This window comes from Streptomyces sp. NBC_01235 (assembly GCF_035989285.1).
Classification (GTDB): domain Bacteria; phylum Actinomycetota; class Actinomycetes; order Streptomycetales; family Streptomycetaceae; genus Streptomyces.
The window spans coordinates 1,157,346-1,184,186 of sequence record NZ_CP108513.1 but is presented as its reverse complement, the minus strand read 5'-3'; the positions used below and the strand labels follow the sequence as shown (position 1 = coordinate 1,184,186).

Sequence of the window (26,841 nt, the reverse complement as noted above, 5' to 3'; positions counted from 1 at the left end):
GCCTACGAGGAGGAGACGCGTCGCAGTGTCTCCGCCGGAAAGGGAGCCGACCGGCTCTCCTCCCGGAACCGTCGCTCGAAGCCCTCCATCACCTCGGCGACCGGGGCATGACGAACGACGAGTGCGGCGGCTCCGTCCGGGATGCCCTGGGGCCGCAGGCCTTGCGCGCACGCGCGCACGCAGGCCGCGCGTTCCTCACCGCGGTGCCGGTACAGGTCGGTGACGAGCCACTTCACCAAGTAGGCGCGGTCGTAGTCGCGATGCCGGTCGAGGAACGCCTGCTCCGGCGGGGTGAGGTCGAACCCGGCGGCGAGCGCGAGACCGTGGTCGGCGAGGTACAGCCGCCGTCCGTCGGTGAGGACGTTGCGGAAGTGGGCGTCGAAGTGCAGAAGTTGACGGTCCCGCAGGAAACCGGTCAGCGCCGTCAGCTCCCGCTCCACCAGGGCGCAGGCGGCGTCCGCGCCGTGGGTGCGCAGCCGCGCGCCCAGCCAGTCGTGGAGCGTGGAGGGGATGTACTCCAGGAACACGGTCAGGCTCGCCGACCCGAACGCAGAGCCTCCACCCGCTCGCGCAGCCCCGGACTCCCGCCCCAGTACGCCACCACCCGGTCCACGTCGGCCAGTTCGTCCGGGAGCGGCCGGGGCCCGTCGGGCAGCACCCGCCAGTGGTACGTCAGCGGGAAGCCCATGAACCGGCCGGACAGCACCCAGTCCGTGGTCATCGTGTGCACGGCCGGCTCCCGCCACGCCCCGAAGGCGGGGCTGCCGACGTCACCGATGCCGTAGTGGCAGAAGGACGGCAGTCCGAAGACGTTCGCGGTGGACTGCGCGCGCCCGGGCCGCAGTTCGGCTTCTGTCAACCGGATCCGCTTCACGAAGACCTGCCGACCGTCCACCTCCACCCGCAGCACCTGCCCGCCGATCCCGGTGCCGAGCGGTACGCCGGAGTCGACCAGGGCGGTGAGTTCGGCGTCGCTCAGACGGCCGAGGGAGTTGGCGAGGGCGTGGTGGTCGGCGCGACGCGAGTCCATGATCCCCATCTTGCGTACGGGAAACGGCAGTTGTCCGCCGCTTCCCGCAGGACCGCCTTCCGCCGACGGCGGAGAGAGTGGCTCAGCTCGCCGCGTAGTTGCGCAGGAACAGGGCCTCCGCCACCGACAGCCGCTCCAGTTCCTCGGGGGACACGCTCTCGTCGACCGCGTGGATCTGCGCCTCCGGCTCGCTCAGGCCGATGAGGATGATCTCCGCCCGCGGGTAGAGGGCGGCGAGGGTGTTGCAGAGGGGGATGGAACCACCCTGGCCCGCGTACTGCATGTCCTGACCGGGGTAGGCGACCGCCATGGCCTCGGCCATCGCCGCGTACGCCGGGCTGGTGGTGTCGGCGCTGAACGCCTGGCCTTGGCCGATCTGCTCGGTGCTCACGCGCGCGCCCCACGGCGTGTGCGCCTCCAGGTGCGCCTGGAGCAGCTTCGTCGCCTCGGCCGCGTCCACGCCCGGCGGCACGCGCAGGCTGATCAGCGCGCGGGCGCTCGCCTGCACGGAAGGAGTGGCGCCGACCACGGGCGGGCAGTCGATGCCGAGGACGGTGACGGCGGGCCGGGCCCAGATGCGGTCGGCGACCGTGCCCGAGCCGATCAGCTCGACGCCCTCCAGCACCTTCGCGTCCTGGCGGAACTGGCCCTCGTCGTACTGGAGGCCCTCCCAGCGCGAGTCGTCGGTCAGCCCGTCGACGGTGGTCGAGCCGTCCTCGGCGCGCAGCGAGTCCAGGACGCGGATCAGCGCGCCCAGCGCGTCGGGCGCGGCGCCGCCGAACTGGCCGGAGTGCAGGTTGCCCTCGAGGGTGTCGATCCGCACCCGCAGCATGGTCATGCCGCGCAGGGTGGAGGTGACCGTCGGCAGTCCGACACGGAAGTTGCCCGCGTCGCCGATGACGATCGTGTCGGCCGTCAGCAGGTCCGGGTGCTCCTCGGCGTACCGCTCCAGACCACCCGTGCCCTGCTCCTCGGAGCCCTCGACGATGACCTTGACGTGGACCGGGACGCCGCCGTTGGCCTTGAGGGCGCGCAGGGCGAGCAGGTGCATGATGAAGCCGCCCTTGCAGTCGGCGCTGCCACGGCCGTACCAGCGGCCGTCGCGCTCGGTCAGCTCGAAGGGCGGAGTGGTCCAGCCGGCCTCGTCCAGCGGCGGCTGTACGTCGTAGTGGGCGTAGAGCAGAACGGTCTTCGCGCCGGCGGGGCCGGGCAGACGGCCGTACACCGACTGGGTGCCGTCGGGGGTGTCGAGCAGGGCCACGTCCTGGAAGCCCTCGGCGCGCAGCGCGGCCGTGATCCAGTTCGCGGCGGCCTCGCTCTCGCTCCTGGGGAACTGGTCGAAGTCCGCCACCGACTCGAAGGCCACCAGTTCGGTGAGCTCCGCCCGCGCCCTGGGCATGAGCGAGGCGACGGTCTCGGCGACCGGATTCGACGACATGGGCACGCTCCTTGTGGGTGCGACGTTGTACAGGGTGGCACTGGTCCGTTCGGGGGACCGTGCGAGCGTACGCGCCGCCGGGATGGGGAGCGCGCACGCCGCCGATCCTCCCACAGCGGACCGTCATCGGACCGTGACGATCTCCGCCGTAGGATGCGGGGGACAGGTGCGGCAAGCGGCTTGATCGGGAGCAGTAGACCATCGTGAGCAGCGAGAACTCTTCGGCGGACGACGAGAACTCTTCGGCGGACGACATGCGGCGGGTGTGGGACGTCCTCGTGGTGGGCGCGGGACCGGCGGGGGCTTCGGCCGCCTACGCGGCGGCGGTCACGGGGCGGCGGGTGCTGTTGCTGGAGAAGGCGGAGCTGCCCCGTTACAAGACGTGCGGCGGCGGCATCATCGGACCCTCGCGTGACGCGTTGCCACCCGGCTTCGAGCTGCCCTTGCGCGACCGGGTGCACGCGGTGACCTTCTCGAACAACGGGCGCTTCACCCGGACCCGGCGCTCCCGGCAGATGCTGTTCGGGCTGATCAACCGGCCGGAGTTCGATCAGCAGCTCGTCGAGCACGCCCAGAAGGCGGGCGCCGAGCTGCGCACGGGCGTCACCGTGCAGCGGGTCGAGCAGCACGGCTCGGCCGTTCCCGACCGGCGCACGGTCGCGGTCGTCCTGCAAGGCGGCGAGACCCTGCTGGCACGGTCGGTGGTCGGCGCGGACGGCAGCGCGAGCCGGATAGGCGCGCATGTCGGCGTGAAGCTCGACCAGGTGGATCTCGGCCTGGAGGCGGAGATCCCGGTGCCGGAGACGGTCGCCGAGGACTGGAAGGGCCGTGTCCTCATCGACTGGGGTCCGATGCCCGGCAGCTACGGCTGGGTGTTCCCCAAGGGGGACACGCTGACGGTCGGCGTGATCTCGGCGCGCGGCGAGGGCGCCGCCACCAAGCGCTACCTGGAGGACTTCATCGGGCGGCTCGGCCTCGCCGGGTTCGAGCCGAGCATCTCCTCCGGCCACCTCACCCGCTGCCGAGCCGACGACTCCCCGCTCTCGCGCGGGCGGGTGCTCGTGTGCGGGGACGCGGCGGGTCTGCTGGAGCCGTGGACCCGCGAGGGCATCTCCTTCGCGCTGCGTTCGGGCCGGCTGGCGGGCGAGTGGGCGGTCCGTATCGCCGAGGCGCACGACGCGGTGGACACCCGCCGCCAGGCGCTGAACTACGCCTTCGCGGTCAAGGCGGGCCTCGGTGTGGAGATGAGCGTCGGCAAGCGGCTGCTCACCCTCTTCGAGCGGCGGCCCGGGCTCTTCCACGCGGCCCTGACCGGTTTCCGCCCGGCGTGGCGGGCGTTCACCGACATCACACGCGGTCGCACGACTCTCGGCGAGCTCGTCCGCACCCACCCGATGGCCCAGCGGGCGCTGACCGCGATGGACCGGCGGCAGGCGCAAGCGGTGGCGGCGCCGGTGGCCGAGGAGAGCGAGTCCTGAAGCCGCAGGGCGCTCAGCCCTCGACCGTGATCCGGAAGACGGGGTGGTCACCGGCCGCCGCGACGATCTCCTCGTCCGTGGACTTGGCCGTGACGCCCTGGAAGTACTGGTTGACCTCCCAGCCCCACTTCTCCAGGTAGGTCCGCAGGATCGGGAGCTTCTCCTCGTCGGGAAGCTCGACCGCGGAGAACACGCGCACCTTGCGCCCGACCCGCAGCTCTCCGCCACCGGCGACCCGCATGTTGCGCACCCACTGCGAGTGGCCGCGGGCCGAGACCAGGTACTGGGTGCCGTCGTAGGAGTGCGGGTTGACGGGGATGCGCTGCATCTGGCCGCTCTTGCGACCGCGGACGGACATCTCCGCCGAGCCCATGAGGCTGAACCCGTGCCGGGCCAGCCAGCCGATGACACTGTTGAGACGGACGTTGAGCGGGCTGCCCTTGAGGTAGTACGACGATGACGACATGGTGACCCCCGGTGAGTGGGAGAGCGGTGCTCTCGTTTTCGCTTGGTACGAGTCTGCCTGAGAACGGTGATCCAAAGCAAGAGCAGTGCTCTCTTAAATGTGCACCGATCTGGACCGTGTGCACCGATCCGTTTCCGTGGAAGACTGCCGTCCATGAGCAGCACCGTTCGAGGGGCACGCGCCCGCGCCAGGATCGAAGTCACCGCCGCCATCAAGGACGAGGCCCGTAGACAGCTCGCGTCCGAGGGCGCCGCCAAGCTCTCGCTGCGAGCCGTGGCCCGTGAGCTCGGCATGGTCTCCTCCGCGCTGTACCGCTACTTCCCCAGCCGCGACGACCTGCTCACCGCTCTCATCATCGACGCCTACGACTCCCTCGGCGAGAGAGCGGAGGCCGCGCACGCCGCCGTCGCCGACGCCGCTCCCGTCGAGCGCTGGGTCACGGTCGGCGAGGCTGCCCGCGGCTGGGCGCTGGCGCATCCGCACGAGTACGCGCTGATCTACGGCTCGCCGGTGCCCGGCTACAGTGCGCCCGAGGCGACCGTTCCGGCCGCGGCCCGCGTCGGCGTCCTCCTGATCGACATCGTGCGCGACGCACACCGGGCGCACGCGCTGGAAGTACCACTCCTGACGGACGACCTGGTCCCCGAGGCGGTGCGCATGGCGGCCGATCTCGCCCCCGACCTTCCACCGGGCGCGGTCGCCGCGCTCGTGGCCGCCTGGGCCCAGCTGTTCGGGCTGGTCGGCTTCGAGCTGTTCGGGCAGTTCAACCGGGTCGTGGAGGAACGCGACCCGTTCTTCCGACACGCGATCACACGACTCGCCCACGAGGTGGGGCTGCGCTAGTGCCGTGGCAGGCGACGTTTGCCCGTGAAGGAGCGGCGTCCGGTGCGTGCTCTGGCACTCCCCCGGCCGAAGGCTGGGGGAGTGCCGGCCGAAGGCCCTCGTACTGGACGTACGTGGGTCTTCGGCCGGTGGGGCGAGTGGGGGCACCTCCCACGCCTTGAGGCAGTAGGGGAGCGTGCCGGGCGTCGCGACGGGGCGAACGTCGCCTGTCACGGCACCAGCAAGCCGTACGGGGCCCGCCTGCGTCGGCGCGTACTTCCAGGGGAGTACGGGTGATCACCTCGCCCGGTGGACGTCCGGCGTGGCCGGCGGCGTCTAGCGTGGCGGACATGGACGAAGAGCAGGTGCGCGGGCGCGGCGGCCCGGCGCGGTGGTGGCGGCACGGGCCACCGCCGCTGCGCCGCTGGGAGGGCTGGGGGCGCGCGGCGCCGGGTGCGGTGCGCTGGCCCTGGCGTTCCACGGTGCTGCTCACCGCCTTCGTCCTCGTCGGCTCGAACTTCGCGGCCCACGCGCAGGACGGCGACCGGGCCTCGCTCGACGCCTTCGCGCGCGTGCTGCTGGTGGTCGCCTCCGGTCTGCTGCTGTGGCGGCAACGGCACCCGGTGGCCGCCGTGTTCGGCACGGCGGCCACCGCTGCGCTCTACCTGGGCGCCGGGTACCCGTACGGGCCGGTGTTCCTGACCGTGGCCGTGGCCTGCTTCGCCGCCGTCGTCGCCGGGCACCGCCGGGCCGCCTGGACGGCCCTGGGCATGCTGTGGGCCGTGCACCTGCTGGTCGCGCACTGGCTGTACCGGTGGCTGCCGCCGGCCGGCGACGACCCCGCCCCCTTCGGGCAGGAGATCGTCGTCGCCGGATGGGTCGTGGCCATCGTGGCGATCGCGGAGCTGGCCCGGATCCGGCGCGAGCAGTGGGCCCGCGAGCGGGCCGAACGCGCCCAGGCCGCCCGGCGGCGCGCCGACGAGGAGCGGCTGCGCATCGCCCGGGAACTGCACGACGTCCTTGCACACAGCCTGTCGGTCATCAACGTGCAGGCGGGCGTGGGTCTCGCGCTCCTCGACTCCGACCCGGAGCAGGCGCGCACCGCGCTGAGCACCATCAAGACCGCCAGTAAGGAAGCGCTGGGCGAGGTGCGTCAGGTGCTCGACACCCTCCGCACGCCGGGGGACGCGCCGCGCACCCCGGCACCCGGCCTGGGCCGGCTGCCCGAGCTGGTGGAGCAGGCGGCGCGCGCGGGCCTCACGGTCCAGGTGGAAGGGGACCCACCCCGGCTGCCGCCCCACACCGACCTCGCCGCCTTCCGCATCGTCCAGGAGGCCCTCACCAACGTCGTGCGCCACTCGGGCTCGCGCCACGCGCGCGTGCGGCTCGAGCGGACCGGCGGGACGCTACGGCTGCGTATCGACGACGACGGACCGGCGACCGGTGCCGACGCGGGCGGCAGCGGCAACGGTCTCGCCGGGATGCGGGAGCGGGCTGCGGCGCTGGGTGGCACGATCGAGGCGGGGCCGCGGCCCGACGGCGGCTTCCGGGTGCTCGCGGTGCTGCCGACCCGGACGGGTCCTGGAGCCGGGGGGAACCAGTGAGCGAGGGAGGACCGGTGATCCGCGTACTGCTCGCCGACGACCAGTCGCTGGTCCGGGCGGGGTTCCGGGCGCTGCTCGACGCGCAGCCGGACATCGAGGTGGCCGGGGAGGCCGCAGACGGGGAGGAAGCGCTCCACGCGGTGGCTGAACTGCGGCCCGACGTCGTCCTGATGGACATCCGGATGCCCCTGCTCGACGGCCTGGCCGCCACCCGCCGTATCACCGAGGACGCGGCGCTCTCCCAGGTCAAGGTGGTCATGCTCACCACCTTCGAACTCGACGAGTACGTCTTCGAGGCGATCCGCTCGGGTGCTTCCGGCTTCCTGGTCAAGGACACCGAGCCGGACGAACTCCTGCGCGCGGTAAGGGCGGTGGTCGCCGGGGACGCGCTGCTCTCGCCCGGTGTGACGCGCCGGCTCATCGCCGAGTTCGCCGCCCGCTCCAAGGAGCCCGCCGCGGCCGACGCGCTGGGCCGGCTCACCGAGCGGGAGCGGGAGGTGATGGCGCTGGTCGGAATCGGCCTGTCCAACGAGGAGATCGCCCGCCGGCTGGTCGTCAGCCCGCTCACCGCCAAGACCCACGTCAGTCGCACGATGGTGAAGCTGGGCACCCGCGACCGGGCCCAACTGGTCGTTCTGGCCTACGAGTCGGGGCTGGTGCGGCCGGGCTGGCTGGGCTGAGCGTCCGTACGGAAGCGGACCAGCACGGAGACCACCCGGGCCACGAACACCAGGGGAGCGAGTGCGAGGCCCGCCCGCAGCAGCGACTTCTCCGCCAGGTCCGGCAGTTCGAACAGCAGCGCCGGCCCGGCGACCGCACCGAAGAGCACCGCCGCCGCGAACACGGCGCTGCACAGCGCGTATCCGATCTCGACGGTGATCGCGTCCCGCTCGGCCTGTGTGCGCCGGCCCCCATAACCGCTCATGGGACGAGTCTCACAGGTGTGCGCCCGGCGAGGCAATCGACCCCGCCGGGCGCACGCTGGTGGCTAGTCGCGGACCCCCACGGGCTGGGCCTCCGCATCCGCCTGCGTCGCGGGCGACTTGGCGACCAGGACCGAGCCCTGGGCGCGTCGGGTGCGCAGTCCGGGGAGGGTGATGAGCAGTCCCGCGGCGGCGACGACCGTCACCACCGCCAGCCCGGGACGGTAACTGTCGAGGACGGCCTGCGGGGTCGGGTCGGCCGGGGCGCCCGCGGTCACCACCGCCGTCACCACCGCCAGGAAGATCGCGCCGCCGACCTGCACCGAGGTGTTGAGCAGCCCCGAGACCATGCCCTGCTCGTGGTCCGCCACGCCGTTGGTGGCCTGGATGTTGAGCGAGGGGAAGACCAGCGCGCAGGCCGCGCCGATCAGCAGCATCGACGGCAGGATGACAGCGGCGTAGACCGGGTCGAGATCGACGCGCAGGAACAGCGCGTACCCCACGACCATGAAGGCGAAGCCCGCCGCGATCAGCCGCGGGGTCCCGAACCGGTCCACGATCGAACCCACCTTGGTCGAGGAGACCGCCACCAGCGCGCCGGCCGGCAGGAAGGCGAGCGCCGTGTGCAGCGCCGACCAGCCGAGCAGCGTCTGCATGTAGAGGGTGGCCAGGAACTGGAAGCCCACGTACGAGCCGAAGAAGGCCATCGCGCCGAGCTGGGCGCGGATCTGGCTGCCGGAACGCAGCACGCCGAGCCGGATCAGCGGGCCGGCGGAGCGCCGCTCCACGAGGACGAAGAGGGTCAGCAGCATGGCGACGGCGAGGAACGACAGCAGCGTGCGGGCGGACGTCCAGCCGGCCTCCGGGGCCTGGACCACGGTGAAGACCAGCAGCAGCATCGAGGCGGTGCCGAGGACGGCGCCGGGGACGTCGTAGCCGTCGTGGTCCTTCTCCCGTTCACTGCGCGGCAGCAGCTTGAGTCCCGCCGCCAGCGCGATCAGGGCGATCGGCGCGGGCAGCAGCATGGTGAGGCGCCAACTGGCCTCCGTGAGCAGGCCGGAGAGGACCAGGCCCATGGAGAAGCCGGTGGCGGCACAGGTGGTGTAGATGGCGAGGGCGCGGTTGCGCAGGGGGCCCTCCGGGAACGTCGTGGTGATGATCGACAGGCCGGCCGGTGCCGTGAAGGCCGCGCTCAGGCCCTTGATGAACCGGCTCGCGATCAGCAGCGGACCCGAGTCGACGAGCCCGCCGAGCAGTGAGGCCAGCGCGAAGACGCCGAGGGCGACCAGGAAGACCTGGCGGCGACCGAGCAGGTCGGCAGTGCGGCCGCCGAGGAGGAGCAGGCCGCCGTAGCCCAGGATGTAGCCGCTGACGATCCATTGCAGGGTCGAGGTGGAGAGGTCGAGGTCGGAGCCGATGGACGGCAGGGCGACGCCGACCATCGACACGTCCAGCGCGTCCAGGAACATCGCGGCGCACAGCACCAGCAGGGTGCCCCACAGCCGGGCGGTCCAGCGGCCCTCGGTGAGAGGGGACGCGGGGGAGGGGAGCGGAGAGGTCATGCCGGAGAGATTACATGCACATACATCGATTGCAAGCACATTTAATTCCCGTGCAATAATTTTTGTTCTCTGCTACGGTGCGCCCCATGGCGGCGATGAAGGGCGAGGCCGAGGCCGAGCAGGCGCTCGTGGAGCAGTGGCGGGACATGCTGGCGCTGCACGCCCGTACGCAGTGCGAACTCGACCGGGCGTTGCATCAACACGGCCTGTGCGCCAGCGACTTCGAGGTGCTCGACGTCCTCGCCGAGTCGGTGGCGCCGGACGGCTCGTGCAGTTTCCGCGTCCAGGAGATCGCCGAGCGGGTCCATCTCAGCCAGAGCGCGCTGTCCCGGCTCGTCGCGCGGCTGGAGAAGGACGGTCTCGTCGAGCGCGGCATGTGCGCGGAGGATCGCAGGGGTGTCCGGGTGGCGCTCACGGGGAAGGGGCGCGCGCTGCACGGCGACGTACGGCCGGTGCAGCGCGCGGTGTTGACCCGGATGCTGGCCGACTGAGGTCGGCGGCACCTCAGTTCACGGCGGACGTCTCCCTCCACAGCGTCGCCAGTGAGGCGTCCCCGGTCACGGTGGGGAGCGGCAGCCGGTTCCACAGCGACAGGTAGAGCGGCGCCGCCGGTCCGGACACTTCGCAGTCGGCGTCCCCTTCGGCGTTGCGCTCGGTCACGGGCGGCTCGGACGACAGGCGTACGGTCCACACGGCGCCGTCCGTGTCCGTCGCCCGCACCCGCAGGACCCGGGGCTCCTCGGTGCGCACCCTGCTCTTGGCGCGCGCGTGGAAGCCGCGCAGCAGCTCGTCGACGCCGTCCGCCGCGAAGTCGACGGCGAGGTCCCGGGCGGTCTCCTCGGGCGTCCGGCCGAGGGCCGATTCCGCGTCCACGCGGTGCACGGCGGTCTCGTGCGCCTGCCGTCTGGCCCAGAACGCGAGCGGTGACGGTGCGGGGAGGAAGTGAAAGCACCGCACGTCGGGCGAGGCGGCGGACAGGGTGTCGACGAGTCGTCGGTGGCCCTCGCGGAACCAGGCCAGCAGTTCGTCGCCGTCGAGGTCCGGCGGGTCGGCCAGAGGCCGGAACGACGGGTTGGCCTCGGTCACGTACGACGTTGCCCAGCGGTGCACCGCGCCCGTGTGTCGCAGCAGGTCCCTGACCTGCCAGTCCGGGCAGGTCGGAACCTTCGCCCCGGGACCGGCCTCCGCCGCGGCGGAGGCCAGGGACCGGCCCTCGCGGTCCAGGGCGCGGATGAACTCGGCAGTCTCCATGTGGGGGAGTCTGCCGGATGGAGTGCGGTCGAGGGGAGGAGGCGTGGGTGCGTGGCTGCGTGGGTGCTTGGAGTCGTGGTGGTCAGTCGGCCGTGGCTCGCCGGGTGGCGAAGCCGATCACCGCGGCCACCCCGGCAAGGACCGCCACGCTGGTGAGGGCGGCGGGCAGGGAGAACCAGTCGGCCATGAAGCCGATGGCGGGCGGGCCCAGAAGCATGCCGCCGTAGCCGAGAGTCGAGGCGACGGCCACTCCGCTCGGACCGGCCAGCGCGCCCGCGCGTTCGACGGCCACCGGGAAGAGGTTGGCCAGGCCGAGTCCCGCGATCGCGTAGCCCAGAAGCGCCGCCCACAGGGCCGGGGCGAGGGAGCCGAGCAGCATCCCGGCCGCGGCGACCGCGCCGCCGGCCACCACCGTGCGGGTGCGGCCGAGCCGTTCGAGGAGGGTGGTGCCGGTGAGCCGGCCGACCGTCATGGCGAGTGCGAAACAGGAGTAACCGGCCGCGGCGAGCCCGGCGGAGGAACCCAGGTCCTGTTCCAGGTGCAGGGCGCCCCAGTCGGCGAGGGCTCCTTCGCCGTAGGCCGTGCAGAGGGCGATCAGGCCGAAGACGAGGACGAGACGGCGGGTGCGGGTGGTCAGGCGGTGCGGGGTTGCCTTCGCGGGGGCCGGTGAGTCGGAGCCGGTGATGGACTGGTCGGGAGGGCGCGGTGGCTCGTGCCGGAGCAGCGTCGGTCCCGTGAGCGCGGTGACGAGCAGGCCGATGACTCCGAGGCCCAGCAGATGGCGCGTCGGGGACAGGGATCCCGCGACCAGTCCGCCGAGACCGGCGCCGATCATGCCGCCCAGGCTGAAGGCAGCGTGGAACGTGGGCATGATCGGTCTGCGCAGTGCCGCGACCAGATCGACGGCGGCGCTGTTGAAGGCGACGTTGATGCTGCCGTAGGCGGCGCCGAAGAGCAGGAGTGCGGCGCCAAGTGCCGGTGCCGAGTGTGTGAGTGGTGGCAGGGCGACGCTGAGGGAGAGGAGTACGGCGCAGGCGATGGTGACTTGGTGGTTGCCGTAGCGCCGGCAGAGGCGGCCGGTGAGCATCATCGTGATGACAGCTCCGGCGGAGACGCCGAGCAGGGCCAGACCCAGGGCGCTGGCGGAGGCGCCGGTCTGTTGCTTGATGGCGGGGATGCGGACGACCCAGCCGGCGAAGATGAAGCCGTCGAGGGCGAAGAAGACGGTGAGGGCGATGCGGAGCCGGTTGAGGGTGTTGCCCGGCACGGCGTTGTACCTTCGGGCTTTGTTTATCAGCGGCACAAAGTCAGGCTAGGCGGGAGCTCGTAACGGGGGCAAGGGTGTTGACGGGTGCCTGGTCGCCGGGGGGTTCGGCCCCGTGAGCGAAGCCACCGCGCTCGGCGTACTTGGCGGCACCGGGCCGTCTCCGTGCGGGCTGCCCCAGGCACTCACCGTGCGTGGTGCCCATCACCTGATTCACTCGCCACCCGGATGGGCTGATCGGCGAGGAATCCGTGCGCCCGAAGCAGCTACCGGATCGCTGCCCCGAACTCGCCGACATCCACCCGCCGTGTCCGCGAGTTTGCGAAGACCGAGGAATCCGCCCCCTTCTCGAGACCCGCGCGCGGGACCGCCGCGCCGGCGTCGTGACCCAGCGCAGGCCGGACCCGTTCGGATGTCATGACAGGGGGTCGCACCGCGTGAAATGCGCCCGTTGGAGCGATGCAGGACTGCCGTCGGCGGGTGCGAGGGCTCCTCGGCCTGACTTGTCCGATTCATTTGCGGCGCGCACGCTGGGTCTGTGAGGAACCTCACCGCGCGAATAGAGCAAGAATGGCCACTTATGATCAGGGAAACGGTCACTGCGGGTGGTCAGTCGATGTCGCAACAGTCACCGTCGGTCTGGACGGCATCGTCACGGGATGGAGCGAGGGCGCTCGGCGGCTGCTGGGCCACCGCGCCGGGGAGGTCGTAGGACGCGCCGCGGCCGATCTGCTCCTCAGCCGGGAGGCTCCCGAGGCGGCCGGGCTCTCCCTCACCGGCTCCCAGGAATGGAGCGGTTCGGCGGCACTGCGGCACCGGGACGGCCACCGCGTCGAAGTGACCCTGCATGCCCATCCGTCGCTGGGCGGCGATGGCACGCCCCAGGCGTTCGTCGTGACCGTCACCGCCGGTCCCGCGGAGTCGGAGCACGACCGGAGGATGGTGGAGTGGGCGTTCGCCCAGGCCTCGATCGCGCTCTCCACCCACACCACGGCGTCCGGGTCGTGGCGTCTGAACGCGGCCGCGGAAGGCGGCGAGCAGGTCGCCGAGGCCGGAGGGGAGCAGGTCCCCGAGACCGGAAGTGAGCGGCACGCGGCCGCCCCTGCCGACGAAGGCTTCCTCCGCTGCGTCCGCCGGGTCGCCGAAGAGGCCACGCCGATGCGCTACGAGCGCTTGGCCCCGGAGCCGTCCTCCGCCCCTGCCCCCACCACCGCCCTCGCCCACGCCCGTCACCGCGCCTGGATCATCGAGCTCTGGCCCGTCCGGGATCCCGCCACCGGCGAGGTCGTCGGCGTGGGCACCGCCGCATTCGACAGCAGCGACCAGCACTCGGCCCGCCAGCGGCTTGCCCTGCTGCAAGAAGCGGGCACCTGCATCGGCACCACGCTGAACGTGAATCGCACCGCACAGGAGCTCGCCGACCTCGCCGTCCCGCGGCTCGCCGACTTCGTCAGCGTGGACCTGCTCGACTCCGTGTTGCGCGGGGAGGAGCCCGTACCCGGACCGGTCGACGCGGCCGTGGTGCTCCGCAGGGCCGCGCACCAGTCCTCCGCCGAAGGCGAAGGCGTGCCCGAGGCCGCCGTCGACCTCGGCGGGGTCGACACCTACCCCCTGTTCTCGCCGCCCGCCCGCTGCCTGACCAGTGGGCAACCTGTGCTCAGCGGCGCGGACGACCCCGACTTCGCCCGCTGGATCGCCGAGGACGAGACACGCACCGCGCGTGTCGAGGAGTACGGATTCCACTCCGTCATGGCCACCCCACTGCGCGCCCGGGGCATCACCCTCGGGGTGGCGGTCTTCGCCCGCACCGAAGGCTCCCCGCCCTTCGAGCAGGACGACCTGATGCTCGCCGAGGAACTCGCCGGACGGGCCGCCGTCGGCGTGGACAACGCGCGCCGCTACACCCGCGAGCGCATCAACGCCCTCACCCTCCAGCGCAGTCTGCTGCCCCGTGACCTCCCCAAACAGGCGGCCGTCGAGGTGGCGTACCGCTATCTGCCGGCCGGCACGGGTGCGGGAGTGGGCGGCGACTGGTTCGACGTCGTGCCCCTGTCGGGTACCCGTGTGGCCCTGGTCGTCGGAGACGTGGTCGGGCACGGCATCCATGCCTCCGCCGCCATGGGGCGGCTGCGCACCGCGGTACGCACCCTCGCCGACGTGGACCTGCCACCGGACGAACTCCTCACCCACCTCGACGACCTGGTCATCCACCTCACCTCGGACGACGACACCGTCGACAGCCGTATCCGGGACGACACCGGTGAGATCGGCGCGACCTGTCTGTACGCCGTCTACGACCCGGTCTCCCGCGTCTGCACCCTCGCCAGCGCCGGCCACGTCCCGCCCGTCGTACTGCTCCCCGACGGCACGGTCAGCGTGGTGCGCCTCACCCCCGGTCCCCTACTGGGCGTCGGAGGGCTGCCCTTCGAGTCCACCGAGCTGGAGCTGCCCGAGGGCAGTGTGCTGGCCTTCTGCACCGACGGCCTGATCGAGGCACGCGACCGCGACGTCGGTCTCGGGCTCGAACGGCTCTGTGATGCCCTGGCCAGCCCGGTTCCCTCACTGGAGGTCACCTGCGACGCCATCCTCAAGGCCCTGCTCCCCGACAGTCCCGCCGACGACGTGGCGCTGCTCCTCGCGCGCACCCGGGCCCTGCACGCGGACCAGGTCGCCGCCTGGTCCCTGCCGTCCGACCCCGCGATCGTGGCCGACGCCCGGGTCCAGGCCGCCCGCCAGCTCGCGGCCTGGGGGCTCGAGGACGCGGCATTCGTCACCGAGCTGGTGGTGAGCGAACTGGTCACCAACGCCATCCGCTACGGGGCTGTACCGATCGGCCTCAGGCTGATCCGGGACCGGACCCTGATCTGCGAGGTGTCCGACGCCAGCAACACCGCCCCGCACCTTCGCCGTGCCCGCACCTACGACGAGGGCGGACGCGGGCTGCACATGGTCGCCCAGCTCACGCAGGGCTGGGGCACCCGGCAGACCCCCGAGGGCAAGACCATCTGGGCCGAACAATCCCTCCCGGCCGGCTGACCATGGCAGAGCGCACCGAAGCCCCGACGACACGACGCACCGCGGGCACCGGCGGCGGAACGCACATGATTGGGCTGCTCTACCCGCCGTCCGGCCGCAAGCGCGACTACACCACCATGCAGCTCGCCTTCGTCGGCGGGGTGGCCGAGTCCGCCACCGCGTACGGCTACGACCTGGTGCTCTCGCCCGGCGACACGCACGACGACCCCTCGTTCCTGCGGATGGTCGGTGACCGGCGGGTGGACGGCGTGATCGTCATGGAGATCCGCCGGGAGGACGACCGCGTCGAGTATCTGGCCGAGGCGGGTTTCCCCTTCGTGGCCATCGGCCGCAACCGCCGGGCCGACGTGGCCGGCTGGGTCGACCTGGACTTCGCCGGTCTGGCCGGCGGCTGCGTCCAGCACCTCGCCGACCTGGGCCACCGCAGAATCGCCTTCGTCAACCGATCGGAGCAGCTGTTCAACAGCGGGTACGGGTTCGCACGACTCGGGGACGAGGGCTACACCGAGGCGATGAAGAAGCTGTTGCTCACCCCTCACGCGTACCTCTGCGGCGACGATCTCGCCTCGGGGGAGGACGTCGTGGAGCGGATCCTGCGGGACGACCCGGCGACCACCTCCCTGGTCACCCAGAACGAGGCGGCCCTGGAGGGCGTCTACCGCGGGCTCACCCGGAACGGCCGCAGCGTGCCGCGCGACTTCTCGGTCGTCGGCGTGGCGGCCAGCCCCTGGGCCGAGCAGGTGACCCCGCCGCTCACCGCCGCGGAGATACCCGCCAAGGAGATGAGCCGGATCGCCGTCGAACTGATGATGCAGCGGCTGCGCTCACCCGACTCACCTCCCCGCCATGTCCTGCTGAAACCCCTGATCACCCTGCGCGCCAGCACGGGTCGCTGTCGGCCGGTGCCCGGTTCGGAACCCGAACCCGAGTTCCCGGACTTCGGCCTCGATTTCTGATACGCCGATGTCTGAAGGATGCCGATACGTCACCTTCCGACCCCCTTCGGATACGTCGCTCACCGAGCCCCGATCACCAACCACCGAGGAGTGGAACATGCCGTACCCCGTCGACCGCCGCGGCTTTCTGAGTACCGCAGGCGCGGCAGCGGCCGCCCTCGGCCTCGTCGGAGCCGTGACCTCGTGCGGCTCCGGCAAGCCGAGCACGGTCACCCTCACCTGGTGGGACTATTTCGCCCTGGACAACTTCCAGCCCGGAATGAAGCGCCTCATCAAGGACATCGAGGCAGGCGTCCCGGACGTGAAGATCGAGCGCCGGACCTTCCCGTTCGCGGAGCTCGACCGGCAGCTCACCCTGGGCGCGATCTCCGGCGACCTGCCGGACATCGCCATCGTCGACAACGTCGCCATGAACACCCTGGGCAGCAGCCATCTGCTGGCCGACCTCACCGACAGGGTCGAGAAGTGGGGCCAGGCCGACCAGTACTACAAAGGCCCCTGGGACGGCTGCCAGGTCGGCGGGAAGACCCTGGGGATCCCCAACAACAGCAACTGCCTCGCCCTCTACTACAACACCACCATGCTCAAGTCCGCCGGAGTGGAACCCCCCACCACGTGGGAGGAACTGGCCTCCGCCGCCCAGCGGCTGACCAGCGGGGACCGCTACGGCCTGGCACTGAGCGCGATCAGGACCGAGGAGGGCGTCTTCCAGTTCCTGCCGTTCCTGTGGCAGGCGGGCGGCGACCTGGACACCTTCACCACGTACGGCGCGACGGCGCTGTCCTTCCTCGACGACCTGATCGCCAAGGGCTCCCTGTCCGAGCAGTGCGTGGGCTGGACCCAGCAGGACGTCAACACGCGGTTTCTCAACCAGCGCGCCGCCATGCAGATCAACGGCCCCTGGCAGATCCCCACGCTGAAGAAGGCGGGCTTCGACTGGAACGTCGTGGCGCTGCCCCGCGACAAGGAGGCCGCCACCTGCCTGGGCGGCGAGAACTGGGTCCTGATGGCGAACAGCAAGCACCTGGACAAGGCATGGGAGGTCCTGGAGTACACGCAGCGCCCCTCTGTTCTGGTGCCGTACCTGGTGTCGTTCGGCGAACTCCCCGCCCGAAAGGACCTCGCCGACCAGGGCACCTGGGCGTCCGACCCGGCCCTGCGGTTCTTCCTCAGTCAGTTGCCCCTCGCCCGTCCGCGCCAGTACGGCGCGCACTATGCCGAGGCCTCGCAGGCCGTCGCGGAGGCGGAGCAGGCCGTGCTCACCGGGTCCGCCTCCCCCTCCGCAGCGGCGAAAACCGCGGCCCCCAAGATCGACAAAGCTCTGGGCGACCAATGAGGCAGCGTCTGTCCCCGGGGAGGAGATCTCTCTCCCCGTCCGCACGCCGCCGACGCGCGGGCTACCTGTTCTGCCTTCCGGGGATGGCCTTCCTCGCCCTCTTCCTGGCCTACCCGCTCTTCTACAACGTGTGGACGTCCGTCCACGACGTCGACCTGGGCCAACTGCTCGGCGGGGCCGAGCGGTTCAACGGCCTGGAGAACTACCGGGCCGTGGTCGACGACCCGGCCTTCTGGCACTCCGTACGCCTCTCGCTGATCTTCACCCTGGGCTCGCTGCTGTTCCAGTTCACCATCGGCTTCGCCCTGGCCCTGCTCTTCGCCCGCCCGTTCCCGTTCAACGGCCTGCTGAGGTCGCTCCTGCTGGTCGCCTGGCTGCTCCCCCCGGTGGTCAGCGGCACCCTTTTCCGCTGGCTGCTGGACGCGGAGTCGGGCGCCTACAACGCCCTGTTCAGCGCGGTCGGCCTGGGCACCCTGTCCCACGACTGGCTCACCGACCCGTCCACCTCGATGGCGGGGGTAATCTTCGCCAACATCTGGGTCGGCGTGCCCTTCAACATGCTGTTGCTCCTGGTCGGACTGCACACCATCGACCCCCAGCTCCACGAGGCCGCCGCCATCGACGGCGCGGGGGCCTGGCAGCGCTTCCACCGCATCACTCTCCCGCTGATGCGACCGGTCTCGGTGACCGTCCTCCTCCTCGGCCTCGTCTACACCTTCAAGGTCTTCGACATCATCTTCGTGATGACGGGCGGCGGCCCCGTCGACGCCACCCGCGTGCTCTCCCTCTACGTCTACGAGGTCTTCTTCAGGTTCTTCCGGTTCGGGCAGGGCGCCGCCGCCGGCCTGCTGCTGCTCGTCGTACCGCTGCTCACGGGCGTGTTCTACGTACGACGGCTGCGGCGGGAGGAAGAGGCATCGACAGGAGGCGTCCTGTGAAACCGCCACGCCACCCCTGGCTGCTCACCGCGATCGCCACCGTGATCACCGCGGCCTTCCTGCTGCCGGCGTACTGGATGGCGAAGACCAGCCTCACCCCGCCGGACCGCATCCTGACCCCGACCCCGCAATGGGTGCCCACACCGGTCACCGGTGAGAACTACTCGACTGCACTGGGCTACGCGGGACTGACCAGGGCCCTGCTCAACAGCCTGGTCATCTCGTGCGGGGTGGTGGCGCTCACCCTGCTGCTGGGCGTTCCGCTCGCCTACGCGCTCGCCCGGGTCCGGATGCGAGGGTCGGGCGCGATGGTGCTCGCCCTCCTCGTCGCCCAACTCCCGCCCGCCATCGTGCTGGCGGCACCGCTGTTCATCCTCGAACGCCGGGCCGGCCTCGCCGACACCTACCTGGGCCTCATCGCCGCCGACACGACGCTCACCCTCCCCTTCACGGTGATCGTGCTGCGTCCCGTCATGCGCAGCGTCTCGCCGGAGCTGGAGGAGGCCGCCCTGGTCGACGGCTGCGGACTGCCGGGTGTGCTGCTGCGCGTCGTCCTTCCGCTCATGGTGCCCGGAGTCGTCGCGGCGGCCGGGCTGTCCTTCCTGATCGCCTGGGGCGAGTTCCTGTTCGGCCTCACACTCGCCCAGGGGCCGGACGTCCAGCCCGTCACCGTCCTGCTCAACGCCTTCGTCGGCCAGCACGGAACGTCGTGGGGCGCCCTGATGGCCACCGCCACCCTTATCAGCATCCCGGTGGTCTGCGTCTTCGCCGTCTTCCAGCGTTTCATCGTCGGCGGGCTCACCGCGGGCAGCGTGAGGGGCTGACGATGCCACGACCCATGCCCGGAACCCGCTGGGAAACATCATGTCCTCACTGCATCCCCGTGACCACGCGCTCTTCGTGGCACCGCCTCCGCCCCTGACTCCCGCCGGGCCCACCGCACTCGACCCGGTGACCGGCGCCGCCGTCGCCCACGCCGACAGGGGCGGCGCAACCCTGGAGGTTCGCACCGCAGCCGGGCGCACCGGCATGCTCCGCCTGCGCCCCGCGACGGGCAACACCCTGCGGGTCACGCTGCGGATGGCCGATGTACCGACCGCACCCCGAGTAGCCGTCGTCACCGCAGCGACGGACACCGGCTGCACTGTCGAGCGGTCGCCGAACACGCTCACCCCGCACCTCGACGCCCTGCGCGCGGACATCCATCTCTCGCCGTTCGCCATGGAGTTGACAGACCATCAGGGCCTCACCCTGCGCCAGGCCACCGACGTGAGCGATCCCAGTGACCGTACGACCGTGCTGCCGTTCGGCGTCACCGAACTCAGGGACGGCCGCCTGGCCCACCGACAGCTGGATCACCGAACCCGACGAGCACTTCTACGGCCTCGGTGAACGCTTCACCGGCCCGGACCTGCGCGGACAACGTGTCGACTGCTGGGTCGAGGACGCCCAGGGCTCGACCGGCACCCGCTCCTGCATGGCGGTCCCGTTCCTGCTTTCCAGCCGGGGCTACGCCGTCCTCGTGGACACCACCACCGCGGCCTCCTTCGACCTCGCCCACAGCAACACCGGCGCCTGGTCGACAACCGTCCCCGACGAGGTGCTCGATTACTACCTGATCACCGGCACCCCAGCCGAGTGCCTGACCGCGTACCGCGACCTGACCGGCCCCGCCCTGCTGCCCCCGAAGTGGGCCTTCGGCCCCTGGATCTCCGGCGGCTTCCGCCAGGACAGCGCAGCCGAAGTACGCGAGCGCGCCCGCCGGATCCGAGAACACCGCTTCCCCTGCGACGTCCTGCACATCGACACGTTCTGGCAGCGCCACGGCTCCTGGTCCGACATGAGCTGGGACACCGAGGCGTTCCCCGACCCGCGGGGGCTGATGGCCGACCTGGCCGGGCAGGGCTTCCACGTCTCGCTCTGGATGAACCCGTACGTCGGCGTCGACAGCCCGTACTTCACCGGGGTGGACGGCAACGGCTGGTTCCTGCGCACCGTTTCCGGCGCCACCTGGGTAAGCCAGGTCTGGGGCGGCACGCACCCGGACACGGCCGTGCTGGACCTCACCCATCCCGGCAGGCATCGCCGCCGCGCCGTCCTGAGAGGGCGTCATCGACATCGCCGTCGCCGACAGGTTCGTCCATGTCCGGAACCCGACCTCGGGCACCGTCGACGGCTTCCGCGTGGGCCGCGGCGGTGCACTCGCCGAGGTCGCGACGGTCAGGACTGCCCTCCAGGCCGCCTTCGCCGAATCCGGCCTGGAGGGCATCGCCGCGGTGCGACGAAGCTGCCTCCGAGGTGGGACGCCCTGGGTGCGCGATGTTCGAGATTGCGCACACACGGTTTCTTCACACAAATGATGGAGGTGAGGTATATGAAGGTCAAAAATGTTGGACGTAGAGTCCGATCATGCACGGCCCGAACGACTTCTCCTCCTCCCCACGCCTTGCCGATCTGGCGCAGTTGATCCGCCTTCCGGCAGCGCTGAGTGTGCCCGGTGACGTGCTCGCCGGTGCCGTCGCGAGCACCGGGACGGCCCGGCCCCGTATCGTCGCGACGATGGCTTCGTCCGTGGCCCTCTACTGGGCCGGGATGGCGCTCAACGACTACGCGGACGCCACTGTCGACGCGGTGGAACGCCCCGAACGCCCCATACCCTCCGGACGAGTTGCCCGCCGCACCGCGCTGGCCACCGCGTGCGGGCTCACCGCGGCGGGCCTCGGCCTCGCCGCGCTGGCCGGTGGGCGGCGGGCGCTCGGCGTGGCGCTTCCGCTGACCGGGCTGGTCTGGGCGTACGACCTGCGGCTGAAGTCCACCGTCGCCGGTCCCGCCGCCATGGCGGGTGCGCGGGCGCTGAACGTGCTGGCCGGAGCGGAGCCCGGGCGCCGGTCGGCCGCGGTGCCGGCGGCACTGCTGGTCGGCGCGCACACCTACACCGTCACGGCGCTGAGCCGTCACGAGGTGTCCGGTGCGCCGCGCACGGTGCCCGCCGCCACGCTGGCCGGCAGCACGGCAACCGCCGTGGCCGCGGCGGCACTTCCGTCTTTACGACGCCGGAACCCGGCGGCCCGGATCGGCGCCGTCGTCGGCGCACTCGGCTACCTCGCCTCGTACGGGACGGCGCAGGCGCGTGCGGCGCGGGAGCCGTCCGCGAAGAACGTCCGCGGCGCCGTGGGCACCGGGATCATGTCCCTGATGCCTCTTCAGGCGTCGCTCACCGCGGGCGGTGGGGGTGCGGCCCTGGCCGGAGCCCTGGCCGCGGCACACCCGCTGGCACGCAGGCTCGCCCGCAAGGTGTCGCCCACATGAGGCCGGGGGCGGGCAGTCCGGGGCACGGTGGGCCATGGCCCGGCAGCCCTGGCGCCGGTGGACAGGCATCCGGCGGGGCATGGTTGGGTGCTTCAGGTTCCGGTGGCCCGGCGGCCGGTGGCCCGAGCCCGGAGAGGCCGAGTCCCGGCAGCTTGCCGGCCGGTAGGCCAGGACCCGGTGGGCCGGACCTCGGCAGTGTGTCCCCAGTTGGCCAGGCCCTCGGTGGCTCAACCTCCGCTCCCTCGGAGCGGCTTCGGTATGGGTTCGGGAGCAATGGGTTTGCGCATCACCGGCTCGAGGATGCGCTGACCGTGCTCGCCGACCTGGGGTACGACTCGGTCGGTCTCACCCTCGATCATGGTCATCTGGATCCGTTCGCGTCCGACCTGGCCCGCCAAGTCGACGCTCTCGCAGTGCGGTTGGACCGGCTCGGGCTGGCTGTCATGGTGGAGACCGGGGCGCCGTACCTGTTGGACCCGTGGCACAAGCACATCCCCACGCTCATGTCGGCCACGGGCGCCGAGCGGCGCGTCGATCTGCTGGCCCGCGCCGTGCGCATCGCGGCCGACCTGGGCGCCCCGGCCGTTCACCTGTGCAGCGGCCCGGCGCCGGACGGGGTGCCGGAGGACGAGGCCTGGAAGCGGCTGACCGCGGGCTGCGAAGGGGTCCTTGACATCGCCCGCGAGCACGGCGTGGCCCTGGGGTTCGAGCCCGAGCCGTACATGTTCGTCGACACCGTGGAACGGGTCCTGGAGCTGCGCGACCGGCTCGGCGGCCCCGACCTGTTCGGTATCACCCTCGACATCGGCCACGCCCACTGCGTCGACGACCTCCCGCTGCTCGACTGCGTCGCACTCACGGCACCGCATCTGGTGAACGTGCAGATCGAGGACATGCGGCGAGGTGTGCACCAGCACCTCGAATTCGGTGCGGGCGAGATCGACTTCCCGCCCGTCCTGGCCGCCCTCAAGGCCTCCGGCTATCGAGGACCGGTCTCGGTGGAGATCCAGGGCGCGTCTCTGGACGCTCCCGAAGTCGCCCTTCGGTCCCTGGAGTTCCTCAAGGCCGCCGAGCCGTTCTGACGCCGCGGCGATCCCGTCGCTCCGTCGAGCACCATCACCCCCCACCCCCCCCGTACGGCCGTTGTCGTACGCGCAGCCAAACAGGAGGTATGCGCGGTGGACCCAGATATCCGTATCCGTTCCGCCCTCGACCGGCAGCTCACCGCCGACGCCCGGAACTGGCTGGCCGATGCCGTCGCCCGCGTCGGCCAGGACCCGGCGGCCGTGCGCACCGCGTTCCCGGCGGTCGGCCGGCACTGCGGGCGCGGACCGCTCGTCGAAGGCTGGACGGTGGCGGACGCCGCCCGAGCCCGGCTGCTCGCGGCCCTGCCGCTGCGCGGAGCGGCGCTCGCCGAGGAGGTCACCGCGCTCCACCGGTACGGAGACGCCGCCGAGCAACGGGCGGTGCTGCGTTCGCTGGCCCTGCTGGAGGACGCCGACGCCTCGTTCGCCGACCGGGGGCTGCCGCTGGTGCGCGAGGCGCTGCGGGGCAACGACACGGACCTGATCGAGGCGGCCCTCGGCTCGTACGCGGCCCGTCACCTGGACTACGACGGCTACCGGCACGCCGTACTGAAGTGCGTCTTCTGCGACATCCCCCTCGACCGGGTGGCGGGTCTCGAGGAGCGCGCCGACAGTGAACTCGCCCGTATGCTCGCCGACTTCGCCCATGAACGGGTCGCCGCCGGCCGTGACGTCCCCGCCGACGTCTGGCCGCTCCTGCACGCCCACCCCGGCACGCTGGAGGCCTCCGGGCTGCCCGCGGAAGCGCACTCACCCGTGCCCGAACGCCGCGCCGCGGCCGTACGAGCCCTCGCCGCCCACTCCGCCACAGTCACAGGCACAGCCACCGCCACGGCCACCGATTCCGTCACTGTCACTGTCACCGCTTCCGCCACCGCGCCCGCAGGAGCCGCATGATGCGTATCTTCGACCCCCACATCCACATGACCTCGCGCACGACGGACGACTACGAGGCGATGTACGCGGCCGGCGTCCGGGCGGTGGTGGAGCCGTCCTTCTGGCTCGGCCAGCCGCGCACCTCCGTGGACAGTTTCACCGACTACTTCGACGCGCTGCTCGGCTGGGAACCCTTCCGCGCCGCGCAGTTCGGCATACAGCACCGCTGCACCATCGCCCTCAACCCGAAGGAGGCCAACGACCCGCGCTGCGCAGGGGTGTTGGACGTCCTGCCGCGCTATCTGGCCAAGGACCGGGTGGTCGCCGTGGGCGAGATCGGCTACGACTCCATGACCCCCGAGGAGGACGAGGCCCTGGCCCGGCAGCTCGAACTCGCCGTCGAGCACGACCTGCCGGTGCTGGTCCACACTCCGCACCGCGACAAGGCCGTCGGCACCCGGCGCACCCTCGACGTGGTCCGCGAGTCCGGCATCCCGCCCGAGCGCGTCCTCGTCGACCACCTCAACGAACTCACCGTGACCATGGTCGCCGACAGCGGGTGCTGGATGGGCTTCTCCATCTACCCGCACACCAAGATGAGCGAGGACCGCATGGTGCGCATCCTCCAGGAGCACGGCACCGCGCGCATACTCGTCAACTCCGCCGCCGACTGGGGCCGCAGCGACCCGCTCAAGACCCGGAAGACGGCGGACGCGATGCTCACCGCCGGCTTCGACGACGACACCGTCGACCAGGTCATGTGGCGCAACCCCGTGGCCTTCTACGGCCAGAGCGGCCGGCTCGACCTCGAGGACGTCAAACCGGACGACACTGCTCTGTTCGCGGGGAACTCCATCAAGCGCGGCGGAGAGTGAACCCGCGGTGCGCTTCCGACACCCCGACGACACGACCGTCCATCTCGCCTACTGCAGCAACGTCCACCAGGCCGAGGACCTCGACGGAGTGGTGGACCAGCTCGCGGCGTACGCGCAGCCCGTACGGGAGAGCCTCGGCGTCGGCCTGCTCGGCATCGGTCTGTGGCTGGCCCACGACGTCGTCACCGAGCTGACCGCCCGGCCCGACGCCGTACGCCGCCTGCGCGCCGAACTGACCGCTCGCGGCCTGGAGACGGTCACCCTCAACGCCTTCCCTTACGGCGGCTTCCACCGCGAGGTGGTCAAGAAGGACGTCTACCTGCCCGACTGGACCGACCCCGCGCGTCTGCGCTACACGATCGACTGCGCCCGGGTGCTCGCCGGGCTGCTCCCCGACGACGCGCGGCGCGGCAGCGTCTCCACGCTGCCCCTGGCCTGGCGCGCCCCCTGGCCTACGGCCGCCCGTGACACGGCTCGCCGGGCGTCGGACGAACTCGCCCGGGAGCTGGCCGACTTGGAGCGCGAGACCGGCCGCACCATCCGGGTCGGTTTCGAGCCCGAACCGGGATGCGTGGTGGAGAACACCGTCCAGGCGGCCCGGGAGCTCGGGGGACTGGACCCGGAGCGGCTCGGCGTCTGCCTGGACACCTGCCATCTGGCCGTGCAGTTCGAGGAACCGGCACAGGCACTGCGCCGCCTCGCCGACGCCGGACTCCCGGTCGTCAAGGTCCAGGCGTCCAGCGCCCTCCAGGCCGACGACCCGGCCGACCCGGAGGCGCGGGCGGCCCTCGCCCGGTTCGCCGAGCCCCGCTTCCTGCATCAGACGCGTACCGCCTCGCAGGGCGTCGTCTCCGGTGTGGACGACCTGCCGGACGCCCTCGCCGGAGAGCTGGACCCGAGCTCCGCCTGGCGCGTGCACTTCCACGCCCCGCTGCACGCCGAGCCCGAACCGCCGTTGCGTACCACGGCGGACGAACTGACCACCTCCTTGCGCGAGTTGCTCGGTGGTCCGCAGGCCGTCTGCGACCACGTCGAGGTCGAGACCTACACCTGGTCGGTCCTGCCCGGACACCTTCGGCCGCACGACCGCGAGACCCTCGTCGCGGGTCTCGCCGCCGAACTGGCCTGGACCCGCGACCGGTTCGAGGAGCTCGGTCTGGTCCAGGAGCCCACAGCCCACCCGCGAAAGGAGCGTGTCTCATGACGCGCATGGTCGTCCTCGACATCGTCGGCCTCACCCCCCGCATGCTGCGCCACATGCCCGCCGTCTCGGCCGTCGCCGCGCAGGGTTTCCAGGCCCGGCTCAACCCCGTGCTGCCCGCCGTGACCTGCTCGGTGCAGTCCACCCTCCTCACCGGCGTGCCACCCACCGAGCACGGCATCGTCGGCAACGGCTGGTACTTCCGCGACCTGGGCGAGGTCCTGCTGTGGCGGCAGCACAACGCGCTGGTCGGCGGCGAGAAACTGTGGGACACCGCGCGCAGGAGCAAGCCCGACTACAAGGTCGCCAACGTCTGCTGGTGGTACGCCATGGGGGCCGACGTCGACTTGACGGTCACCCCACGTCCCGTCTACTACTCGGACGGCCGCAAGGAACCCGACTGTTACACCTGGCCGCCCGCCCTGCACGACGAACTCACCGACAGACTCGGCCCGTTCCCCCTGTTCACCTACTGGGGGCCCAACGCGGGTCTGCCCTCCAGCCAGTGGATCCTGGCCGCCGCCCGCCAGATATTCGACGAGCACCGCCCCGACCTGACCCTGGTCTACGTGCCGCACCTGGACTACGAACCCCAGCGCTCCGGCCCCGACTCGGCGCGGTCCGCCCGCGAGGCCCGACGGCTCGACGACGCCCTGCGCCCGCTGCTCGACCACTTCCGGCGCGAGGACGCCACGGTCGTGATCCTCAGCGAGTACGGGATCGCGCCCGCCTCCCGGCCGGTCGACATCAACCGTGCCCTGCGCAGGGCCGGGTTGCTCGAAGTGCACACGCAGGACGGCATGGAGTATCTCGACCCCTGGACGTCCCGTGCCTTCGCCGTCGCCGACCACCAGGTCGCCCACGTCTACGTCCGCGACCCCACCGACCTGGCGAGGACCGCCGAGATCGTCGCCGGGCTCGACGGTGTGGACGAGGTGCTCGACGAGCAGGGCAAGGCCCGGCACGGACTCGCGCACGAACGCTCGGGAGAGCTGGTCGCCGTCGCTCAGTCCGACGCCTGGTTCACGTACTACTACTGGCTGGACGACGAGCGGGCCCCGGACTTCGCCCGGCAGGTCGAGATCCACCGCAAACCCGGCTACGACCCCGCCGAACTCCTGTACGACCCCACCGTGCCCGGCGTGAAGGCACGCGCAATCGGCCAGGTCGCCCGCAAGAAGGCCGGGCTGCGCTACCGGATCAGAACCGTCCCGCTGGACCCCTCAGGCGTGCGCGGCAGTCACGGTCGGCTGCCCCAGGACCCGCAGGACAGCCCCGTCCTGCTGTGCTCGACGCCGGGTCTCGCGCGCGCCGAGATCGACGCGACGGACGTCAAGGACCTCCTTCTCACGCTGGCCGGCATCACCTCCCCCTGACCACTGGAGCCCCCC

26 protein-coding genes are annotated in these 26,841 nt (G+C 71.6%); 18 read left to right on the top strand and 8 right to left on the bottom strand.

The features are described from left to right. Nucleotides 1-2: 2 nt before the first annotated feature. The 3 genes from OG289_RS05460 to OG289_RS05450 form a co-directional block, all read right to left on the bottom strand. Nucleotides 3-527 (bottom strand): hypothetical protein, encoded by a 525-nt coding sequence (locus tag OG289_RS05460; protein ID WP_327312855.1) that lies wholly within the window; start codon nt 525-527, stop codon nt 3-5. 2 nt (nt 528-529) lie between these two features. Continuing rightward, nucleotides 530-1,030 carry a hypothetical protein gene (locus OG289_RS05455; RefSeq protein WP_327312854.1) on the bottom strand — a complete coding sequence of 167 codons (501 nt, stop codon included), beginning with the start codon at nt 1,028-1,030 and terminating at the stop codon, nt 530-532. An 82-nt stretch (nt 1,031-1,112) separates the two neighbouring features. Then, nucleotides 1,113-2,468, bottom strand: coding sequence for a dipeptidase (locus tag OG289_RS05450; RefSeq protein ID WP_327312853.1), 1,356 nt, complete (start codon nt 2,466-2,468; stop codon nt 1,113-1,115). A 254-nt stretch (nt 2,469-2,722) separates the two neighbouring features. On the opposite strand from OG289_RS05450, the gene OG289_RS05445 reads away from it, so the two are divergent. Beyond that, nucleotides 2,723-3,946, top strand: coding sequence for a geranylgeranyl reductase family protein (locus OG289_RS05445; RefSeq protein ID WP_327320594.1), 1,224 nt, complete (start codon nt 2,723-2,725; stop codon nt 3,944-3,946). Between the two features lie 13 nt (nt 3,947-3,959). On the opposite strand, the gene OG289_RS05440 is transcribed toward OG289_RS05445, so the two are convergent. Next, a complete protein-coding gene (locus OG289_RS05440) occupies nt 3,960-4,412 on the bottom strand; it encodes a nitroreductase/quinone reductase family protein (RefSeq protein ID WP_327312852.1) in 453 nt (150 codons plus the stop codon). 153 nt (nt 4,413-4,565) lie between these two features. Between OG289_RS05440 and OG289_RS05435 the strand changes: the two genes are divergently transcribed. From OG289_RS05435 to OG289_RS05425, 3 genes are all read left to right on the top strand, one after another. Continuing rightward, complete coding sequence (locus OG289_RS05435; RefSeq protein ID WP_327312851.1) at nt 4,566-5,255, top strand: TetR/AcrR family transcriptional regulator; 690 nt, start codon at nt 4,566-4,568, stop codon at nt 5,253-5,255. Nucleotides 5,256-5,584: 329 nt separating this feature from the next. Beyond that, nucleotides 5,585-6,838, top strand: coding sequence for a sensor histidine kinase (locus OG289_RS05430; RefSeq protein WP_327312850.1), 1,254 nt, complete (start codon nt 5,585-5,587; stop codon nt 6,836-6,838). Nucleotides 6,839-6,852: 14 nt separating this feature from the next. Then, nucleotides 6,853-7,518: a response regulator transcription factor gene (locus tag OG289_RS05425; RefSeq protein ID WP_327312849.1), complete on the top strand. Its 666-nt coding sequence runs from the start codon at nt 6,853-6,855 to the stop codon at nt 7,516-7,518. On the opposite strand, the gene OG289_RS05420 is transcribed toward OG289_RS05425, so the two are convergent. Continuing rightward, on the bottom strand, nt 7,479-7,763 hold the full coding sequence (locus tag OG289_RS05420; protein ID WP_327312848.1) for a DUF6332 family protein: 285 nt from the start codon (nt 7,761-7,763) through the stop codon (nt 7,479-7,481). The two genes, OG289_RS05425 and OG289_RS05420, sit on opposite strands and share 40 nt — an antisense overlap. Before the next feature lie 63 nt (nt 7,764-7,826). Then, nucleotides 7,827-9,323, bottom strand: a complete 1,497-nt coding sequence (locus tag OG289_RS05415) for an MFS transporter (RefSeq protein WP_327312847.1) — start codon at nt 9,321-9,323, stop codon at nt 7,827-7,829. Nucleotides 9,324-9,409: 86 nt separating this feature from the next. Between OG289_RS05415 and OG289_RS05410 the strand changes: the two genes are divergently transcribed. Next, a complete protein-coding gene (locus tag OG289_RS05410; protein ID WP_327312846.1) occupies nt 9,410-9,814 on the top strand; it encodes a MarR family winged helix-turn-helix transcriptional regulator in 405 nt (134 codons plus the stop codon). Nucleotides 9,815-9,827: 13 nt separating this feature from the next. Here OG289_RS05410 and OG289_RS05405 read toward each other — a convergent pair whose 3' ends face one another. Together OG289_RS05405 and OG289_RS05400 are read right to left on the bottom strand one after the other, a co-directional pair. After that, a complete protein-coding gene (locus OG289_RS05405; RefSeq protein ID WP_327312845.1) occupies nt 9,828-10,574 on the bottom strand; it encodes a maleylpyruvate isomerase family mycothiol-dependent enzyme in 747 nt (248 codons plus the stop codon). 82 nt (nt 10,575-10,656) lie between these two features. Continuing rightward, nucleotides 10,657-11,841, bottom strand: a complete 1,185-nt coding sequence (locus tag OG289_RS05400) for an MFS transporter (protein ID WP_327312844.1) — start codon at nt 11,839-11,841, stop codon at nt 10,657-10,659. Nucleotides 11,842-12,408: 567 nt separating this feature from the next. Between OG289_RS05400 and OG289_RS05395 the strand changes: the two genes are divergently transcribed. From OG289_RS05395 to OG289_RS05335, 13 genes are all read left to right on the top strand, one after another. Then, nucleotides 12,409-14,874 (top strand): ATP-binding SpoIIE family protein phosphatase, encoded by a 2,466-nt coding sequence (locus OG289_RS05395; protein WP_327312843.1) that lies wholly within the window; start codon nt 12,409-12,411, stop codon nt 14,872-14,874. Nucleotides 14,875-14,876: 2 nt separating this feature from the next. Then, a complete protein-coding gene (locus OG289_RS05390) occupies nt 14,877-15,830 on the top strand; it encodes a LacI family DNA-binding transcriptional regulator (RefSeq protein ID WP_327312842.1) in 954 nt (317 codons plus the stop codon). A 97-nt stretch (nt 15,831-15,927) separates the two neighbouring features. Next, nucleotides 15,928-17,166, top strand: coding sequence for an ABC transporter substrate-binding protein (locus tag OG289_RS05385; protein WP_327312841.1), 1,239 nt, complete (start codon nt 15,928-15,930; stop codon nt 17,164-17,166). Nucleotides 17,167-17,249: 83 nt separating this feature from the next. Next, nucleotides 17,250-18,104: a carbohydrate ABC transporter permease gene (locus OG289_RS05380; protein WP_327312840.1), complete on the top strand. Its 855-nt coding sequence runs from the start codon at nt 17,250-17,252 to the stop codon at nt 18,102-18,104. Further along, nucleotides 18,101-18,928, top strand: a complete 828-nt coding sequence (locus tag OG289_RS05375; RefSeq protein ID WP_327312839.1) for a carbohydrate ABC transporter permease — start codon at nt 18,101-18,103, stop codon at nt 18,926-18,928. The genes OG289_RS05380 and OG289_RS05375 overlap by 4 nt, the downstream gene beginning before the upstream one ends. 40 nt (nt 18,929-18,968) lie before the next feature. Next, nucleotides 18,969-19,496 carry a hypothetical protein gene (locus tag OG289_RS05370; protein WP_327312838.1) on the top strand — a complete coding sequence of 176 codons (528 nt, stop codon included), beginning with the start codon at nt 18,969-18,971 and terminating at the stop codon, nt 19,494-19,496. Next, complete coding sequence (locus OG289_RS05365) at nt 19,387-20,571, top strand: TIM-barrel domain-containing protein (RefSeq protein ID WP_327312837.1); 1,185 nt, start codon at nt 19,387-19,389, stop codon at nt 20,569-20,571. Before OG289_RS05370 ends, OG289_RS05365 begins: the two co-directional genes overlap by 110 nt. After that, nucleotides 20,514-21,413 (top strand): SCO3242 family prenyltransferase, encoded by a 900-nt coding sequence (locus OG289_RS05360; RefSeq protein ID WP_327312836.1) that lies wholly within the window; start codon nt 20,514-20,516, stop codon nt 21,411-21,413. The genes OG289_RS05365 and OG289_RS05360 overlap by 58 nt, the downstream gene beginning before the upstream one ends. Nucleotides 21,414-21,610: 197 nt before the next feature. Then, nucleotides 21,611-22,495: a sugar phosphate isomerase/epimerase family protein gene (locus OG289_RS05355; protein WP_327312835.1), complete on the top strand. Its 885-nt coding sequence runs from the start codon at nt 21,611-21,613 to the stop codon at nt 22,493-22,495. Between the two features lie 96 nt (nt 22,496-22,591). Then, complete coding sequence (locus OG289_RS05350; protein ID WP_327312834.1) at nt 22,592-23,395, top strand: EboA domain-containing protein; 804 nt, start codon at nt 22,592-22,594, stop codon at nt 23,393-23,395. After that, on the top strand, nt 23,395-24,249 hold the full coding sequence (locus tag OG289_RS05345; protein ID WP_327320593.1) for a TatD family hydrolase: 855 nt from the start codon (nt 23,395-23,397) through the stop codon (nt 24,247-24,249). Before OG289_RS05350 ends, OG289_RS05345 begins: the two co-directional genes overlap by 1 nt. Nucleotides 24,250-24,256: 7 nt before the next feature. Continuing rightward, a complete protein-coding gene (gene eboE, locus OG289_RS05340; protein WP_327312833.1) occupies nt 24,257-25,453 on the top strand; it encodes a metabolite traffic protein EboE in 1,197 nt (398 codons plus the stop codon). Then, entirely contained in the window at nt 25,450-26,826 is a 1,377-nt protein-coding gene (locus OG289_RS05335; RefSeq protein WP_327312832.1) for an alkaline phosphatase family protein, read from the top strand. Before eboE ends, OG289_RS05335 begins: the two co-directional genes overlap by 4 nt. Nucleotides 26,827-26,841 lie beyond the last annotated feature (15 nt).

Bases quoted from the DNA above. Each gene is read 5' to 3' on its own strand.
- OG289_RS05455 (WP_327312854.1), bottom strand. From the start codon at position 1,030: ATGGACTCGCGTCGCGCCGACCACCACGCCCTCGCCAACTCCCTCGGC.
- OG289_RS05450 (WP_327312853.1), bottom strand. From the start codon at position 2,468: ATGTCGTCGAATCCGGTCGCCGAGACCGTCGCCTCGCTCATGCCCAGG.
- OG289_RS05445 (WP_327320594.1), top strand. From the start codon at position 2,723: ATGCGGCGGGTGTGGGACGTCCTCGTGGTGGGCGCGGGACCGGCGGGG.
- OG289_RS05440 (WP_327312852.1), bottom strand. From the start codon at position 4,412: ATGTCGTCATCGTCGTACTACCTCAAGGGCAGCCCGCTCAACGTCCGT.
- OG289_RS05435 (WP_327312851.1), top strand. From the start codon at position 4,566: ATGAGCAGCACCGTTCGAGGGGCACGCGCCCGCGCCAGGATCGAAGTC.
- OG289_RS05430 (WP_327312850.1), top strand. From the start codon at position 5,585: ATGGACGAAGAGCAGGTGCGCGGGCGCGGCGGCCCGGCGCGGTGGTGG.
- OG289_RS05420 (WP_327312848.1), bottom strand. From the start codon at position 7,763: ATGAGCGGTTATGGGGGCCGGCGCACACAGGCCGAGCGGGACGCGATC.
- OG289_RS05415 (WP_327312847.1), bottom strand. From the start codon at position 9,323: ATGACCTCTCCGCTCCCCTCCCCCGCGTCCCCTCTCACCGAGGGCCGC.
- OG289_RS05410 (WP_327312846.1), top strand. From the start codon at position 9,410: ATGGCGGCGATGAAGGGCGAGGCCGAGGCCGAGCAGGCGCTCGTGGAG.
- OG289_RS05405 (WP_327312845.1), bottom strand. From the start codon at position 10,574: ATGGAGACTGCCGAGTTCATCCGCGCCCTGGACCGCGAGGGCCGGTCC.
- OG289_RS05395 (WP_327312843.1), top strand. From the start codon at position 12,409: ATGGCCACTTATGATCAGGGAAACGGTCACTGCGGGTGGTCAGTCGAT.
- OG289_RS05390 (WP_327312842.1), top strand. From the start codon at position 14,877: ATGGCAGAGCGCACCGAAGCCCCGACGACACGACGCACCGCGGGCACC.
- OG289_RS05385 (WP_327312841.1), top strand. From the start codon at position 15,928: ATGCCGTACCCCGTCGACCGCCGCGGCTTTCTGAGTACCGCAGGCGCG.
- OG289_RS05380 (WP_327312840.1), top strand. From the start codon at position 17,250: ATGGCCTTCCTCGCCCTCTTCCTGGCCTACCCGCTCTTCTACAACGTG.
- OG289_RS05370 (WP_327312838.1), top strand. From the start codon at position 18,969: ATGTCCTCACTGCATCCCCGTGACCACGCGCTCTTCGTGGCACCGCCT.
- OG289_RS05360 (WP_327312836.1), top strand. From the start codon at position 20,514: ATGCACGGCCCGAACGACTTCTCCTCCTCCCCACGCCTTGCCGATCTG.
- OG289_RS05345 (WP_327320593.1), top strand. From the start codon at position 23,395: ATGCGTATCTTCGACCCCCACATCCACATGACCTCGCGCACGACGGAC.
- OG289_RS05335 (WP_327312832.1), top strand. From the start codon at position 25,450: ATGACGCGCATGGTCGTCCTCGACATCGTCGGCCTCACCCCCCGCATG.